This is a genomic window from Nostoc sp. LPT (genome assembly GCF_017115165.1).
GTDB lineage: Bacteria > Cyanobacteriota > Cyanobacteriia > Cyanobacteriales > Nostocaceae > Nostoc.
The window spans coordinates 90,755-107,080 of the sequence record NZ_JABXKF010000031.1 but is presented as its reverse complement, the minus strand read 5'-3'; the positions used below and the strand labels follow the sequence as shown (position 1 = coordinate 107,080).

Here is a 16,326-nt window from a genome sequence, read left to right as displayed (position 1 = left end):
TGCTAGATGCAAGTTTTCAGCTTACCTGCTTTGTATACCAATTAGATAGCTAGGGGGTTGTAAGTGTTTAGGAGGACAAGTGCATTCAAACTGATATCTGATTATTGCGCCTATAAATAACTTTTTATGCTCTTACTGCAAGACAGAAATGGAGGTCAAAAGGCAAAAAGCTTATAAGCTAGGCTTTTGTGCGATTTCCAATAGTTGGTCTATTTAGGCGGTGCTGTACTAGGTTTTTCAGTCCTCTTTCAGAAGATTGAAACCACGATCTGACCGTTTGCAACCAAGATGGTTATTGCAACTGATGCAACATACCAAATCAAACAAGCATAAAGAGTAGATTTATAATGACGCTTTATACCATTTTGCACTTTAATTGTGGTGTAGTTTTAGTTTGCCCAATTTTGACTAACGCGCTATCACTCTTGATGTCTCTCTAACTCTTGGAGACGTTGCTTTGTGTTGGGAGAAGACGGCACTAGTTTGGCTACATGAAACCTTACCTGCCTTTGCAGGTTAACAAACCCTTAAATTTGCATTAGTCCACGGAGGTAGACTTTGTTTGTGTAATAGCGAATTATATTCGCCCGATACTTTTAAAACATTTTCTGATTACCTAACAATATTTTTAACCTTTAAGCTCATTCTTATATGTAAAGATGCATTATTTATTGATAAAACTGTAATAGTCTAAGAGGTAGTTTTTCGTTTCCTTTGTTGGTTAGGATACATATCAAAACTTGATTTATTATCCATCACATAGTATTGAATTCGACGTTCAACGATACTATTAAATCGGGACATAAAATCATAAAAAAAGCCCGGATATTTCCTGATTTCTGTGAATGCTGTTAACCATTTTCCTTGTTTTATAGGTTCTACAACTTGAAGGTAAGCTAGATTTTTCTTATAGACTGAGAGATTATAAGATAAAGCACGCATTAGAGCAGGATTTTTTTTCACAACGTCTTGTTGCATGAAATATTTAGCAGCTTTGCAGTATTGATTTAGGCGTGGTAATTGGCTTTGATATACAAGAGAACCAGGGCGTGAACGGTAGAAATAATAGGGTTTTGGTTCAATAAAAAAGCGAGCTCCTTTGATTAAGCATTTCATATCAATCCAAAAATCTTGACCCATCCTGATTTCTTCATCGTACTCAATGCCGTGCTTAACCAGAAATTCTCGTTTGAATAGAGGCTTGCTTAAACCAAGATGCAACCCTGATTGCCCATAGACATCAGTTTCTACAAAATAAACAATATCAATTTGGAGAATTTTATCTATACGTTCTTCACTTTCTTGAATCAATGTGCTCCAAGGAGATATTTCTCCATCCTTGATTAAATAAAGATCGTCAGCAATCATGTCTGCATTTCTTTCATTTGCCAGAGACACAAGCTTGGACAATCTTTCGGGAGCATACCAATCATCTGAATCAAGTACAGCAATCCATTCTCCTTGGGCTGCTCTAAAGGCGCGATTACGTGCAGCCGCTGCTCCAAGATTTTGCTGATTAACTATCACTTTGAGACGTTGATCGGTAAAACTTTTAGCGACTTCTACAGTTTTATCAATTGAGCCATCATCGACAATAATAACTTCAATGTCAGTGAGTGTTTGCTCTAAGGCTGACTCTATTGCCTTCCCAATATAAGTTTCAGTATTGTAAGCAGGGATAATAACGGAGACTTTAGGATTCACGAAACTGAACTCCTGACTACACGGTTAGGTAAAATGCTAAAATCCTGACGATAATTTGATCGTTTCTTTTTTACTATACAACTCAGTAGGTCGGTGAGAATAAACGATGAGTGGTTAAAGTTGGGCAGGAGATATTAGGCGTTGGGAAACCAGTGCGTTACCAGAGTTTTTTGAACGACGGTTTTTGGCCCAAAAGAACAGCAAAGCAGTGAGGCAGCGTTGCCTTTAAGCTGACTGACGCTCTAGGCTAGCTTCCATTGTGTTAGTTAAAAAATGACCAGCCAAGATACCACTACTGAGGTAATATGTATCTTGCGAAATCCGGTGTAGGGTTTCAAAGCCACTACGACGCTGACGATCGCCTAGTACCCAGTAACGCTGTACGATAGTATCCAGACCAATCCAGCCTTCGCCTTCAACTTGCCCCAAAATATTATGTTGTAGTAAAAAAGTATACTGACGCTCTCCATCATGCAACCGCCCCTTATATTGCAGAGAGATTTCGGAGCGATCGCTACCTGGGAATATCAGTTTTGTGGCCATAGTAAACCAGTTATCTCGATTCCAAGCGACCAAGGTCATACCCTTGACGCTAATTGGCATACCATTGCGTTCCAGCCAATTTCCTTCCATTGCCCAGCGTCCTGGTTCCAATAAAAAAGTATGAGCCACCTTTTATTCCCTGTCTTGCTCGAGTGCCGCCAAGACTATAGTTATAGCAGTGCTAAGTTGCCAGTGCTGAGTTATGAGTGAAGAATGAAAAAATTTTTTATCTTGTTTATTGTTCTTGACTCAGGACTGACCTTGGTGAATTTCTCCCAAAAGTACTTCTTGAGGTGCACCTGTAGCAGTGGGTAGGTTGCCAGGAATACCCAAATGTCGCCAGTAGGCTAAAACTGCGAAAGCGATCGCTTCTTTAAAATCTGCACTCAAGCCGACTTCATCTGTAGTCCAGACTGGTATGGATGCCAACAATAACTGTAATCTTTGTTTCAAATAGAGATTGCGACTACCACCACCACATAATAATACCCGTTGTGGCATTTCTGGCAAAAAAGTGCGGTAACTGTGAACAATTGAAGCAGCTGTAAGTTCTGTAAGAGTTGCCAGTACGTCAGCAGGATTGAGTTGGTATGCTTGAGCATCTTTTAAACACTGATGCAGGTAAGTCACACCAAATAATTCGCGTCCAGTGGATTTGGGTGGCGGTAGATGAAAGTAGTCTTGGTTGAGCCATTGTTCTACTAAAGGATGGCAAGGAGTACCACTCGCTGCCCAATTGCCATCTTGATCATAAGTTTTAGCACCAGCGCTTAAATGCTCCACCGCTATATCTAATAGACTATTTCCTGGGCCAGTATCCCAAGCGCGAATTTTTGAGAGCCAGTCACCACGCCGAGGCGGAATATAAGCAACATTGCCAATACCACCAATATTTTGAATACAACGCCCCTCCTGGGGATGACTGAGTAAATAAGCATCCACTCTGGGCACGAGAGGCGCACCATGACCACCAATAGCAATATCAGCAACGCGGAAGTTGCTCACAGTTGCAATGCTCGTAAGATGGGCAATTAATGCACCGCGCCCTAGTTGAAGACTGTAACCCAAAGTAGTGCCCAGTGCTGTTAGCAGATAGCTAGGGTTGAGCCAGTGGGTAGTGAGCATTTCTCTCCCCCTGCTCCCCTGCTCCCCTGCTGCCTCTTTGGGTGGTCGATGATAAACAGTCTGACCGTGGGAGCCAATGAGAGTGGCTGGTTGATGACCAATTTGAATATTTTGGGCGGCTTGGGCAAAGACTTGAGCGATCGCATCATCTATTTCTGCTAATTCTGCCATTGAGATGGCAACGCCTGCACCAACTGCTAATATTCTTTCTCTGAGTTCGGCTGGATAAGGATATGTTGCCCCGGCTAGCAACTCAACTTTGAGATCCAATTCTGTGCCGGAAATCTCTACCAACGCAGCGTCTATGCCATCTACGGATGTGCCACTAATTAAACCAATAACGCGAGTGGGGACAACAGCTTTTTCAGTTGGATGCATCGATCGAGATTCTTTTGTTGATTGCAAGAGTTTAGTTTAATTCATGTTACTAGCTATGTCAAAACACTTAGGTTGCATAGTTGACTACAGAAGTAAAAGTAAATAGAGCGAGGGAAGAATGTCAAAACCAATAGCAATGACCACGAATCTATTTTTATTTATCAGCAAACAAAGAATTTTAAACAGTCTTGTTTGTTATCTTGATTGATTCTTAATCAGGACAACATCCGAAGATACAAATTCTTGATATATAGGAGCTAACTTTAAAGCTTTTTTATCTTCAGATAAAGAACAGATACTTTATCTACTTTTCCGGCAAGTAAAACTACTTATTTATGTTCAAAAATCAAGCAAGTGCTTTACTAGATATAGCAATTTTTCAGTAAATATAAATCCAGTATTTTTATCCTATTCTTTCTGATAAAAGACATTACATAATGAACTCAAATCGCACAGCGAATTTTTCAACAATTAAAAATACAGAATCTCAAAAGTATGTCTCTTACAAAAATTGCTTGTATCGCGGCTCTATCTTTATCTGCAATCTCCTCATTTATCTATGCAGGTTCTGCCCAGGCTATTTCCTTCAAAGTAACCACTGGCATTGCAGGTCCTAATGGAGAAACTGACAAAGGTGCTTTTTCTGAGTTTACTCAGCTTCCTGGTACAAAAACTATTGACTTCAATGATGGTGAAGCACCAACCACTGGTTTCGCTAAGTACTCATTTGAGAATAACAGTGGAATCAGCAGTGTTAAGTTAGATCAATGGGCACCTGCTGGGGCAAACGGTGAAGTCAATAATAAGGGTAACTATTTGGCAGTTTTCAACGGCGATCAAGTCACAATTAACCTTGCAAATTCCCTCAATTATTTCGGTATTGACTGGGGAGCTATCAGTTCTGGTAACGTTTTTTCCTTCTACAAAGGCGATAATCTGATCAAATCATTTACAACTGAAGATGTGAACCCGGTTGCTCCAATTCGTGCGTCACAGCATTACGGTGAAGGAAATGGCTACCTTCACTTCTACTCAGATAGTAGCAACGATATTTTCAACAAGATTGTCATTACCCAAGCAGGTGGTGGTGGATTTGAAAGTGACAACCATTCTTTCCATCAAGGAACTGACAGATTTACAGGTTTTGATCCTAAGTCTGTTCCTGAGCCTAGTGTTACCTTAGGTATGCTGGCTGTAGGTGGTATGTTTCTACGCAAGCGCAAGAACGAGAAGTTGCAAAGTGTAAGGCAATCTCATTAAATATATCAATCTGAGCTCAGTAAGATTTTCCTGATTTTCTCTATACTCTAACCTTAGCCTGTATAAGGATTTCAAAACTAAGTTAATATTAAATACAAATTAGGGTGAGCTTACTTAGGTAAACTCGCCCTAATCCTTTTGCTATTTACGATCGGGCCTTCTTCTACGATCAATGCTACGCATAGCAACCTTGAGAAATAATTTTCTTTTTCTATACTCAATAACTGCTTACAGCTTAACCGAACTGGATTAAGAGTGAACTATAATTTTGACTCCTAACTCCTAAATCCCCTTATAGGTTGTTGCATGAATAAAATATACATGGATTAGTTTAGATATAATAATGACTCATTCTTTGTTATCCTAACTGGAGAAATTAATGGGTCGCGCCAAAAAGGTTGTCCTGGCATATTCTGGCGGAGTGGATACCTCAGTTTGCATCCCCTACCTCAAGCAGGAGTGGGGTGTAGAAGAGGTAATTACCCTAGCAGCAGATTTAGGTCAGGGAGATGAATTAGAGCCAATCAGAGAAAAAGCTCTGAAATCGGGTGCAAGTGAATCCCTAGTGGCGGATGTCAAAGACAGCTTCGTTAAAGATTACGCCTTTGGAGCGATTCAAGCCAACGCCCTTTATGAAAATCGTTATCCTCTAGGAACCGCTCTGGCTCGTCCACTGATCGCCAAAATATTAGTAGAAACAGCCGAAAAATATGGTGCTGATGCGATCGCTCACGGTTGCACCGGCAAAGGCAACGATCAGGTTCGCTTTGATGTCTCTGTAACCGCCTTAAACCCCAACTTGAAGATCCTCGCACCAGCCAGAGAATGGAGGATGAGTCGTGAGGAAACGATCGCTTATGGGGAAAAGTTTGGTATTCCCTCACCAGTCAAAAAATCTTCTCCCTATAGTATTGACAAGAATTTGCTTGGTCGTAGTATTGAAGCTGGTTTACTCGAAGATCCGTCATTTGAGCCACCAGAAGAAATTTATGAGATGACCAAAGCGATCGCTCACACTCCCAACGACCCAGAGTACATCGAAATTGGTTTCCACGGTGGTATTCCCACAACCCTCAACGGTATAGCCAAAAAGCCAGTTGAGCTAATTGAAGAACTCAATCAGGCGGTAGGAAATCATGGCATCGGAAGGATCGATATGATTGAAAACCGTCTGGTGGGGATCAAATCGCGGGAAATCTACGAATCACCCGCGATGTTGGTGCTAATTCAGGCACATAGAGATTTAGAAAGCTTGGCTTTAACGGCAGATGTCACCCATTACAAGCGTGGGATTGAAGAAACTTACAGCCAAATTGTTTACAACGGTTTGTGGTACAGTCCACTCAAAGTTGCACTTGATGCCTTTATTCAAAAGACACAAGAGCAAGTCTCTGGAACTGTGCGAGTCAAGTTGTTCAAGGGCAACTCTACGATAGTTGGGCGTTCGAGCGATAATTCTCTCTATACTCCCGATTTGGCAACCTATGGAGCCGAAGACAAATTTGACCACAAAGCCGCTGAAGGCTTTATCTACGTTTGGGGACTACCGACTCGTATTTGGTCAAAGCAGATTAGGGGTTAAGAGTTAGGAGTTAGGAGTTAAAAAAGCAAAATACAAAAGTAAAAGTTAAAAAATTCACTTTTTACTTTACTCCTCACTCCTCACTCCTCACTCCTCACTTAATTTATGCTTGACTTACTCTTCTGCTGCACCTTTAACCTGGCGAGACTCCAGCCACAGGGGCACAAAAATTAAGGCAGCGAGGATTAATAACGCTGCGATCGCAAATTGACCCACCCAAGCAACCAATTGTTCTAAAGAGACTATTTTGCCAGCAAAAAAAGCTAATGTCACCATCAAGCTAGCCCAAGCAACTGCTCCTAACAAGTTGTATAAAAAGAATTTTCCAAAGGGCATTTCAGCTATACCAGCTAGTGGTGCAGCAAAAACTCGTAACAATGCCAAAAAACGCCCAAAAAACACTCCTTTAGCAGCATTTTGACTAAATTGATCTTTAATACTCAGCAGCCGCACTTCAGAAATCCGAAATATGCTGCCAACTTTTACCAGAAAAGCCCAACCGCTAACTCTACCAATCCAATAGCCACAAATACCACCAATGACAGCACCCATGATTGCGTCACCGAGAACCAGCCAGAAATTTAGTTCATCGCTGCCAGCTAAAAACCCGCCCACTAAGGTCACGGTTTCACCAGGAAGGGGAATGCCTAAATTTTCTAGCAAAATTCCGAAAAAAATTGCCCAATACCCGTAATTATGAGCAACTTTCTGGATATTTTCTAGTGAAATCAGCTCTAAAGACATTCCGCACCGCCGTCTTTACAAATTTTTACTTTTACTATATCTTTGCTTTTTTTTGGGTGGGGTGTCAATCAAACTAATACATAGAGTCATTATGTCATTAGTTTAATACTGAATAATCCATAGCTTCTAGTCTATAGTAACTGTTAACTTTTGAATATTTTTGTAATATATACCATATATTCATAATTTATTGAAAAAAGATGAAAAATTTTGGAGAAAATTTATAAATATCCGTTGAAATTGTGAAAATCTTGTAAAAGATACGGTTGATACCGAAATTGTTAGGCGCTTATGCCTATATTGATGAAAGTTATCACAAATTATACGACATGAATACTGAAATAATCTCTCTCAACTGTAGGACTGCAATTGCCCAAATATCTGGGTAAAAGAGTCATTTCACTGTTGAAAGAGAAGAAGTGTTTATGTCTTTTTCAATTTTTTGTCAAGTGTTCCAATTACCCTGTTAAATTCATGGCTTTCACACAAGAACTTCAAGTGATTTTGTTTAAACCCCAAGGAAGCATAGATTTGGAAGGCGGTAAGGCTTTGAGCGAACAGATGGCTGGAGTAGTCCCTCAAGCTTATCAACTTTGGGTTATCGACCTAGCAGAAGTTAACTTCATGGACAGCTCTGGGTTAGTTCCTTTAGTAAAAGGGTTAAAAGCTGCACGTCAGAGTGGTTGCCGCTTGGTTCTATGCAACGTACAAGCTCCTGTACGGTTGATTTTGGAACTTACCCAACTTGATACAGTGTTTGAAATTTTTCACACTTACCAAGATATTTTTACCAACGTCAAAGATAACAGTCTGATGCTAGCAGACTAACTAATAAATCTACCTAAAGAAGGATGGCGGAGTCAAGCAATATTTGCATCTTTTCACATTCTCTTAAGATAACAGTCTGGTGCTAGCAGGCTGATTTTCTTTCTTGTCTAGAGAAGAATGTTGAGTGAAACTCGTGGCTTTGAGCTAGGTAGTAGAAATTACAGATGAATGAATCTGCTTATTGTAAGTCATCTACCTAAAGTACTAAAGTTTAGAAATGACCAAAATTGGTCAAAGCAAATGCAACTGTTTGTGACACTCCCCAGCCTTTTAAAGACAGGCTTTTTCAAATTACTCTAAGCTAATTGTTTTATATCCGGCGTAACTAGTGAAAGGAAGCAGGAGGTAAGGGACTTCCAACTAATAAAAATATCCTATCGCTGTGTAGGCAGGGGGCAGGGAGCTCAAAGCTTGGGGAGAAAGAAAAATATTATCTGAGTAAATTGGATAATTTATTTTCTGGAAGTCCGTAAGAAAGGTTAGAATATCAGCTTTTCCGTTATTTCTAACTCTATGGTTATTTTTGCCTCGATCTATTACTTGGATGCCTCCAAGATGCTTTGATGCATCAATTTCTTACCTCTTAGATTCCACCATAATGGTAAATTTAGGCATTCTGGGGAGTCGAAATATTAGTTTGTTGGGATGCTGGGCGGGAAAAATTTGGTAAATCAATACCGCTATGACTAGCATTGCGAGTTTTTAGTGCTAAACGGTAACTCACACTTTGCAGTTCTGCTTGCAGCTGGCGGTTTTCTCGTTGTAGCATTGCTACCTTTTCTCTGACTGGCGTCATCCGCTCTTCAAACTTCCGACGGTAAATTTGAGGCAACTCTTGTACTACTTGCTCTAACATCCGAGTGCGATCGGTAAGTTCTTGAACTGACTGTCGCAATTGGTAAATTTCAGAGTCACGAGTTGTAATTTGCTCTTGGTAGAACGCCACCTGCTGTTCCACAGCTTGAAGTTGTTCTTGTAAAGCGTGTAACTGGGTCAGATCGCGCTCAACTTCCGGCTGCTGGGGCATAAAACTAGTGTTACCCTTTACCAGCCGGAAGAGTTCTTGAGATAGTTGTTGCACTAATTGATCGCGAAGTTGCAACTCCTGGCGTAGCTGCGATACTTCCGTCGAGAGAACTTGAATATTAGGTGTATCAGATTGGTTCACAGTAGCTTAAAGCTCCCATTCAGAATCTTGTCCACTCTTAGGTATAACTGCGGGAGTACTACCTTTGGCAAGTATTTGTTAATTTAGCATTCCCAAACAAGTCACGAAAAAAGAAAAAGACAAAATTTTATTGAATGGGGATTGGGAATTGGGCATGGGGCATTGGATCATGGGGAAGGGTGCAGATGAGAGGAATTTTCCCCCTGCTCCCTCATCTCCCTCATCTCCCTACACTGTTGCAGGTGCAGGTGCAGCTACTTTAGTGGGCTTTTCCTTTTCCTCTTTCGGGGGTTTTTCTTCTTCAATGTCCTGCTTAATTGTCAAATAGCGAATCACTTCTTCACTCAAGCGCATGGCGCGTTCAAAGGGGGCGATCGCAGTTGCAGGCGCGCTGTAGTTTAACTGGATGTAAATGCCATCCCGGTGTTTTTTGATTTCGTAAGCCAGACGGCGCTTACCACGATTTTGAATTTGGATCTCCTGGGCACCTTGATCGCGAAGCAAATTCTGATATTTAGTAACTGCTTGCTCTACCTGTTCCTCTCCCAAGTCAGGACGGAGAATGTACATTGTTTCGTAATTTGTAGTCATATTTTTCAGTTTCCTCATGGACAAAAGTGGCTGCTAGTATTAATTTATACTTAACTTTTATTTAAAATGCCAGTATTAATCAACATCTGAAGCAACAAGGAACTATAATCTTACCAGTTTTCAATTTGAATCATTAGCCAAATCGCCGAAGTTAGGATTTTTTGGATGTCCCTAATGAAAACTAGGTTGGGAGGAAACCCTGATATTTCTTTCACAAGATCGAGCTATCAGGTTCGCTAAGGGGTATCTTTCTTTAAGGGCATCTTATAGCGATCGCTTTTTTGCTTAAGGCTCAATCGGTTTGCTAAACAGCAAACTGACGATTGCTACCTGCTCACAGCAACTAAAAAGCAGAAAAAAGGATATTCATCAAGGTTATGGCGCAGCGCTACGTGCGAATTCAAAATCCAGAAGGACAAATTTACTATGGGTTACTACAGCTATCCCTGAATGTGCAGGTGCTAGATGCTCCACCCTGGTTACAAGGACAACCCACTGATTTAACTTTGACACCAGAAAATTACCAAATTCTGGCTCCCTGCGCTCCCTCAAAAATTGTGGCGGTGGGTAAGAATTATGCAGATCATGCAGCCGAAATGGGAACTCCAGTACCTTCTGAGCCATTAATCTTTCTTAAGCCACCTACGTCGATCATTCCTTCTGAAAGAGAAATTAAGTATCCTCCCCAGTCACATAGAGTTGACTATGAAGGAGAGTTAGCTCTAGTGATTGGCGATTACGCCTTTGAATGTACGCCAGAGGTAGCCCAAACTAAAATTTGGGGCTACACCATTGCCAATGACGTAACAGCGCGGGATTTACAAAAACAGGATGGTCAATGGACGCGAGCCAAAGGTTTTGATACTTTCTGTCCCTTGGGCCCTTGGATTGTACGGGAATTAAATCCAGGAGCGAGATTGCAGACTTTTGTCAATGACGACGCTAATCCAGTTCAATCTACCTGTATCGATCGGATGGTGTTTTCCCCCGATGTTTTAGTTTCCTATATCAGTCAGGTGATGACGCTACTACCTGGTGATTTGGTGCTCACAGGTACGCCGGAGGGTGTAAGTGCTTTGCATCCAGGCGATCGCGTCCGCGTAGAAATTGAAGGTATCGGTCGCCTGGAAAACACCGTAGCGACCCGTTAACTTCTAACGCACTTGCATATACACTGCATCGGAAATCGCTGGAATTTCTGCATAACGTCCGCTCACAGACTGGATGACTGAATATGCGACTACTCCCACTATGCCGATAAAAATGGTGGTGGATAGGGTTTGGATGGCAAAACCACCGGAGGGAACTAGTCCCACAACATCAGTTAGGATGCTAAACAAAAAGATAATGATGTCCAAAAGGATTGCTTGCATGGTGTTGAAACGAATAAAGTGACTAATTTTTTCGTTTCTTACTACCAGCAAAAATAAAGCAAAGAAAATAATCATTCCTGCATAACGCACGCCATAGTAAATTCTCAACAATGGCAGAAGCGGTAGAAACAGTAGTTGTAATGGTGGAAACTCTGAGAGCAAATATCTACCAAATACAAAAACTTCAATTAGAGGAAGCAAATAAGGCAAGGAAGCAAAAATCCGATCTGAAACTGTTGTAGACCCGCGCCAAGACATTATGCGTTCTCCTGTCGTTAAATTTTAATAGTTACTTGAGCTTAGGATAACGCAGTTGCTTGGTCTTGCTGAGAAATTCAACTATTCTATATTGGCGATGCGAAAGCCCATCATACATTCATATTGGTCTGGCTGCTGTTGAGTAAGTTTGCGAATGGCTTGACCACAGCGCAGTTGACCCCCACGCCAACGGGGTTGACCGCTCCCGTCAGCGAGTAAACAAGACTGGCAAACTTGCTCAGGGGCAAGGATTTGCTCGTCCATTAAAATGACTAGCATCGAATCCCTCCTGTAAATCCTTATTGTCAACCCACATTTCACTTAAGGTAAGACGTGTTTTGTAGCGGTTCAAAGAGCCACTTCAGATAGATTGGATGGGTTTTGTGTGGTTAAGTGTTGTGATTTGCGATCTCGCTTTGCGCCTAACTTGGGCGATCACAGAGGACACTTAAGAACCACATCCTACCTCTTTGTAGCAAAAATCTGGGCAATTACGATTCAATAACAATTCTCAAGTGAATTTTAATTTATTGTACGTTGTGTCTATTGCAAAGTGGGAATTTTAGTAAAAAATAATACAAAAGTTTTGGTATTAAGTTGAGCAAAGACAACTAAAGGTATTCATTGGATTCTTGTTAATTTAGCACTAAGAGGTGTCAAACTTAATATTCAGAAAACAACAAAAGCTTTACGCACAAGCAACACGGCGACTTATTGAAATTCCCTTGAGGTGAGTAGTTAAAGTGTGAGAAGCCAAGTCAGTAAAACTGAGTTAACTTGATAGCCATTTAAGTGAGGCATTTCTAAAATACTGAGGTAAACTTGCAAGCAAGTTAATCCACAATATTACTCAGCGGCTCGTCGGTCTGGGCATCACTTACAATGGAACACTGGCAATTTCTGATACAGAAACAAGGCGCTCGCTCGTGGCATATCCTAGAATCGCCAAATTTGGAAATTTTGGAAGGGCAGTATAGAGTTTTGGCTCGTTCTAACCTTCAGAATACAGATGTGGAAGTGCGGGTAACTCACTCTTCAACTGAGGAAGTTCAACCAACGCGGCGAATTTTCAAGCGATCGCGTCGCACTAATTCAGAAGGCTTAATGCCGATAATTCCTTTTACCTACTTCCAACCGGGAGTTTGGGAGTTGCGGTGTTCTGGCGATTTGATGTCGGATCTGCTCGGTAAATCTTGGCAATACAGTGTGCAAGTGCAAGTCTTCTCACTGTTAGCAGAGAGAGAGCCGAGGAAAAATTTAGAATCAAGTTCACCCGACGATCGCCTAGATACTGTTTCTGAAAACTTGGAATCTAATGCCCCAACAGAATCTGTAATTGAGCTAGAGAAAGCGATCGCAGTTTCCGAAGAACTGGCAATTACTACAGATAGCAACCTTGTTACCACTGTTGCACCAGATGAAGGGAACTTGGAATCTAATGCCCTAACAGAATCTGTAATTGAGCTAGAGAAAGCGATCGCAGTTTCCGAAGAACTGGCAATTACTACAGATAGCAACCTTGTTACCACTGTTGCACCAGATGAAGGGAACTTGGAATCTAATGCCCTAACAGAATCTGTAATTGAGCTAGAGAAAGCGATCGCAGTTTCCGAAGAACTGGCAATTACTACAGATAGCAACCTTGTTACCACTGTTGCACCAGATGAAGGGAACTTGGAATCTAATGCCCTAACAGAATCTGTAATTGAGCTAGAGAAAGCGATCGCAGTTTCCGAAGAACTGGCAATTACTACAAATAGCAGCCTTGTTCCCACTGTTGCACCAGATGAAGGGAACTTGGAATCTAACGCCCCAACAGAAACTGTAATTGAGCTAGATAAAGCGATCACAGTTTCCGAAGAACTGGCAATTACTACAAATAGCAGCCTTGTTCCCACTGTTGCACCAGATGAAGGGAACTTGGAATCTAATGCCCCACCAGAAACTGTAATTGAGCTAGAGAAAGCGATCGCTGTTTCTGAAGAACTAGCAACTACAGACAGAAACCTTGATATCACTGTTGTATTAGAGAAAACGGAAGAAGATGAAGATATAGTTATCGATCAGCCTGTAAGTCCTGTGTGGCTCAAAGGAGAGACGGCAGAGCAGATTTTACAAAATTTAATAGATTTAGCTTTACCTGCCTCTGAACTCCTGCCCAAAGACGACAAAGTTACAGATTCTTTGGCAACACAACTACCGCCACCATTACTGCTAACTTTAAGTCAGGATAATTTCATTGCTCGTTGGGGACAAGCTCTTATAATCAACGGGTACATAGAATTCCAAGAAAAGACAAATATAGATTGGGGTGAAACATTATCTTCAAAAAGCTTACGGGCGCTTGAACTAGAAATTGAACTGCGATCGCCCAAGAACTCGAAAATCTTGACTAAAGTACGGCAACCCTTATCAGATAAGGAGTTACCCTTTACAATCAATACCTCAATTGATATTCCTGCTGATTGTGAATCTAAGCTAATTTTGGCAGATATCAGTTTGTATGGTAGATTCGCCGATGCTGGTGAAGTCATGCCGTTAGCCAGCCAGTCCTTCACCATTACAGCAGATGTAACAGAATTACTGGCAATCACAGCCCCAGCAAAATCCAGTACATCTTTAAATGACCCCATAACACCATCGGACTCATCTACTGCTCTCACAGAACCAAAGACACCTGTTAAGCTCGATTTGAAACTATTAAATCTGGTCAAGACTCCAAAAACAGACCTGTCTCAGATAGTTAATCCATCCCCAAACACACCCCTACCACCGCAAATTAACTTGCAAGTTCTGCGAGAAGCTAACCTACGGACATCTAAGCTCAAGAATTCAAGGATTTCGTTGCCTCAATTACCGAAACTGCCCCCTATTCAAAGTGATGCCAACATTCCCACAGATGTTGTTGCAGAACCACAGACACCGGAGGAGCTTGTAGAAAAGGATACTACTATAGCCACCATCAACTTGGAGCAGTTGGTCATCAAGCAACGTCGTATGCCAATAATCGAGACTACTTTGCCATACTTGAAACGGCTACAAGCTTTGCCAGATGATGCCGAAGAAAAAGTAGAAAATAATGTTCCTCCAGATGCATTGGAAGTTAAAGCGGCTGAAGACTTGCCAAAGTTGGACGCAACTGTGGCTGAAGATGAAAATATACCTGAATTATTAGTAGGTGAGGCACAATTTCAGGAAGAATCTGTTGCTGAAGTAATAGCCCCGCAAAATGCACAATTTCAAGAAGAATCTGTTGCTGAAATAGTAGCCGCGCAAAATTCACAATTCCAGGAAGAATCTGTTGCTGAAATAGTAGCCGCGCAAAATGCACAATTCAATACAACAGGAAACCTTTACTCATCTCCTCTGCTCAAGAAGTGGATGCAGAGCCAAGGATACTCTTTGCCTGAATCTATCGACGATCTGCAACCTCAAGATTACAATAACTATGTTCCAGCACAGCAGATACCCCTTTCTCCTAGTGCAGAAAATGCGAATACTGATGTTAAATTGCCGTTAGACCTAGATGCCAACACGGAGAATAATCTGAGCGAAGGTTGGAGCAGTTTACAACTTCTGCTAACTGAAACGCGCAAGGGAGAAGAGATATGGGAAAAAGTCGAAGGGTTAGCTCCTGAACTGGGGAACTTTGGGGAAGATATAGACACAGCGCGGGAAGTGGAACTGGGGATTGGAGAAAATACGGAAATAGAAAAAGTACTAGAAGAACCAACAATCTCATCGGTGTTAACACAAGTACCGCCCCCTCCTCCTCCGATAAAAATAAATATAGCGTCAGCTTGGTTGGGGCAAGAAATCGTTGTAGAAGATACAGATACCGAAATGGAAGGCCATGCAAGGGAAAGTTACACCTTTGAAGAAAAGGAGCAACCACTGTTATATTCATCTTCTTCCTTACCTATAATTGCGGCAGCCACTGAGCCTTTGCCAACTCCACATTTGTATGTATCAGAAGGCGAATTAATTGCTGGCAAGTCTGTCATAGTGCGCGTAGTCCTGCCGGAAGTACCTCTGCAAGTTGTTGTCAAGTTATGGCTTGAAGATTATCAAACTCGCTACTTACTAGATGGCCCTCATTTATTGACAAATTTACTTCCTAATGCATCGGGAGGGTTGGAAGTGATGACACAATTAAACATTCCTTTTGGCTGTTTGGAAATTCGCTTAGAAGCGATCGCACTCGATCTTACAACCCAACAGGAGAGTCACAAAGTCACAATAGTCCGAACTGTAATTCCTCCAGACTTGCCAGACTTGCAGCTAGATGAACTCTTGGGTATGTAACTCAGGTATGAGGGGCATTAAGCATTGGGAGTTGGGCATTGGGCATGGAGAAGAGACAAGTTAGACAAGGAAGAGGGGGGAAATAAGGGAGAGATTTATTCAATAATTCCCCCTCATCTCCCTTATTTCCCCCTGCTCCCCCTGCTCCCCTGTGTTAAAAATATGAAATAATTTCAAAAATTTGGCAGAATTTGCAGTAAGCTCATTTTGAATTGTAGTGTCATTTAATAGGAACCTTTACTATGGCAGCTTCTTTTTTGCCTACTGTCTTGGCTAGTACTTCGTACTTGTCTGCTATCTTCATTCCCATAATTGGTTGGGTTTTGCCAGGTGTGGTCTTCGCGTCTCTGTTTTTATACCTTGAAAGCGATGACATCAGTGATATCAACTGATACTGATGTAGTCATTAGTCATTAGTCATTAGTCATTTGTAAAAAACAAATGACAAAGGACAAATGACTAATGAC

Annotated in this window: 14 protein-coding genes; 6 read left to right on the top strand and 8 right to left on the bottom strand. The window is 41.5% G+C overall.

Annotated elements, in window-relative coordinates; genetic code table 11:
* Positions 1–690: 690 nt before the first annotated feature.
* The 3 genes from HWQ58_RS06775 to HWQ58_RS06765 all read right to left on the bottom strand — a co-directional run bounded on the left by HWQ58_RS06775 (position 691) and on the right by HWQ58_RS06765 (position 3,750).
* Entirely contained in the window at positions 691–1,704 is a 1,014-nt protein-coding gene (locus HWQ58_RS06775; RefSeq protein WP_292859439.1) for a glycosyltransferase family 2 protein, read from the bottom strand.
* Positions 1,705–1,929: 225 nt separating this feature from the next.
* A complete protein-coding gene (locus HWQ58_RS06770; protein ID WP_094348018.1) occupies positions 1,930–2,376 on the bottom strand; it encodes a hypothetical protein in 447 nt (148 codons plus the stop codon).
* A gap of 120 nt (positions 2,377–2,496) precedes the next feature.
* The gene (locus HWQ58_RS06765; protein WP_292859454.1) at positions 2,497–3,750 is read right to left on the bottom strand and encodes an anhydro-N-acetylmuramic acid kinase; all 1,254 of its coding nucleotides are present in this window, start codon (positions 3,748–3,750) and stop codon (positions 2,497–2,499) included.
* A gap of 495 nt (positions 3,751–4,245) precedes the next feature.
* Between HWQ58_RS06765 and HWQ58_RS06760 the strand changes: the two genes are divergently transcribed.
* Entirely contained in the window at positions 4,246–5,010 is a 765-nt protein-coding gene (locus tag HWQ58_RS06760; RefSeq protein ID WP_292859436.1) for a PEP-CTERM sorting domain-containing protein, read from the top strand.
* 379 nt (positions 5,011–5,389) lie between these two features.
* Positions 5,390–6,592, top strand: a complete 1,203-nt coding sequence (locus HWQ58_RS06755) for an argininosuccinate synthase (RefSeq protein ID WP_292859433.1) — start codon at positions 5,390–5,392, stop codon at positions 6,590–6,592.
* 114 nt (positions 6,593–6,706) lie between these two features.
* On the opposite strand, the gene HWQ58_RS06750 is transcribed toward HWQ58_RS06755, so the two are convergent.
* A complete protein-coding gene (locus HWQ58_RS06750) occupies positions 6,707–7,336 on the bottom strand; it encodes a DedA family protein (RefSeq protein WP_292859430.1) in 630 nt (209 codons plus the stop codon).
* Between the two features lie 474 nt (positions 7,337–7,810).
* Here HWQ58_RS06750 and HWQ58_RS06745 point away from each other — a divergent pair, with 474 nt between their 5' ends.
* A complete protein-coding gene (locus HWQ58_RS06745; protein WP_292859427.1) occupies positions 7,811–8,164 on the top strand; it encodes an STAS domain-containing protein in 354 nt (117 codons plus the stop codon).
* A 607-nt stretch (positions 8,165–8,771) separates the two neighbouring features.
* On the opposite strand, the gene HWQ58_RS06740 is transcribed toward HWQ58_RS06745, so the two are convergent.
* Both HWQ58_RS06740 and rpsF read right to left on the bottom strand, forming a co-directional pair.
* Entirely contained in the window at positions 8,772–9,332 is a 561-nt protein-coding gene (locus tag HWQ58_RS06740) for an Npun_F5560 family protein (RefSeq protein WP_292859424.1), read from the bottom strand.
* Positions 9,333–9,560: 228 nt separating this feature from the next.
* The gene (gene rpsF, locus HWQ58_RS06735) at positions 9,561–9,923 is read right to left on the bottom strand and encodes a 30S ribosomal protein S6 (protein WP_292859421.1); all 363 of its coding nucleotides are present in this window, start codon (positions 9,921–9,923) and stop codon (positions 9,561–9,563) included.
* A gap of 377 nt (positions 9,924–10,300) precedes the next feature.
* Here rpsF and HWQ58_RS06730 point away from each other — a divergent pair, with 377 nt between their 5' ends.
* Positions 10,301–11,074 (top strand): fumarylacetoacetate hydrolase family protein, encoded by a 774-nt coding sequence (locus HWQ58_RS06730; protein ID WP_292859418.1) that lies wholly within the window; start codon positions 10,301–10,303, stop codon positions 11,072–11,074.
* 3 nt (positions 11,075–11,077) lie between these two features.
* On the opposite strand, the gene HWQ58_RS06725 is transcribed toward HWQ58_RS06730, so the two are convergent.
* Positions 11,078–11,554: a Tic20 family protein gene (locus HWQ58_RS06725; protein ID WP_194042159.1), complete on the bottom strand. Its 477-nt coding sequence runs from the start codon at positions 11,552–11,554 to the stop codon at positions 11,078–11,080.
* 81 nt (positions 11,555–11,635) lie between these two features.
* Positions 11,636–11,833 carry a hypothetical protein gene (locus HWQ58_RS06720; RefSeq protein WP_292859415.1) on the bottom strand — a complete coding sequence of 66 codons (198 nt, stop codon included), beginning with the start codon at positions 11,831–11,833 and terminating at the stop codon, positions 11,636–11,638.
* Between the two features lie 603 nt (positions 11,834–12,436).
* Between HWQ58_RS06720 and HWQ58_RS06715 the strand changes: the two genes are divergently transcribed.
* Both HWQ58_RS06715 and psaI read left to right on the top strand, forming a co-directional pair.
* Positions 12,437–15,859 (top strand): hypothetical protein, encoded by a 3,423-nt coding sequence (locus HWQ58_RS06715; protein ID WP_292859412.1) that lies wholly within the window; start codon positions 12,437–12,439, stop codon positions 15,857–15,859.
* Between the two features lie 242 nt (positions 15,860–16,101).
* A complete protein-coding gene (gene psaI, locus HWQ58_RS06710; RefSeq protein ID WP_292859409.1) occupies positions 16,102–16,251 on the top strand; it encodes a photosystem I reaction center subunit VIII in 150 nt (49 codons plus the stop codon).
* The last annotated feature ends 75 nt before the right edge of the window (positions 16,252–16,326 follow it).

Excerpts from the sequence above, each read along its gene's own strand:
- HWQ58_RS06765 (WP_292859454.1), bottom strand. The coding sequence starts at position 3,750 with ATGCATCCAACTGAAAAAGCTGTTGTCCCCACTCGCGTTATTGGTTTA.
- HWQ58_RS06760 (WP_292859436.1), top strand. The coding sequence starts at position 4,246 with ATGTCTCTTACAAAAATTGCTTGTATCGCGGCTCTATCTTTATCTGCA.
- HWQ58_RS06755 (WP_292859433.1), top strand. The coding sequence starts at position 5,390 with ATGGGTCGCGCCAAAAAGGTTGTCCTGGCATATTCTGGCGGAGTGGAT.
- HWQ58_RS06750 (WP_292859430.1), bottom strand. The coding sequence starts at position 7,336 with ATGTCTTTAGAGCTGATTTCACTAGAAAATATCCAGAAAGTTGCTCAT.
- HWQ58_RS06745 (WP_292859427.1), top strand. The coding sequence starts at position 7,811 with ATGGCTTTCACACAAGAACTTCAAGTGATTTTGTTTAAACCCCAAGGA.
- rpsF (WP_292859421.1), bottom strand. The coding sequence starts at position 9,923 with ATGACTACAAATTACGAAACAATGTACATTCTCCGTCCTGACTTGGGA.
- HWQ58_RS06730 (WP_292859418.1), top strand. The coding sequence starts at position 10,301 with ATGGCGCAGCGCTACGTGCGAATTCAAAATCCAGAAGGACAAATTTAC.
- HWQ58_RS06725 (WP_194042159.1), bottom strand. The coding sequence starts at position 11,554 with ATGTCTTGGCGCGGGTCTACAACAGTTTCAGATCGGATTTTTGCTTCC.
- HWQ58_RS06720 (WP_292859415.1), bottom strand. The coding sequence starts at position 11,833 with ATGCTAGTCATTTTAATGGACGAGCAAATCCTTGCCCCTGAGCAAGTT.
- HWQ58_RS06715 (WP_292859412.1), top strand. The coding sequence starts at position 12,437 with ATGGAACACTGGCAATTTCTGATACAGAAACAAGGCGCTCGCTCGTGG.
- psaI (WP_292859409.1), top strand. The coding sequence starts at position 16,102 with ATGGCAGCTTCTTTTTTGCCTACTGTCTTGGCTAGTACTTCGTACTTG.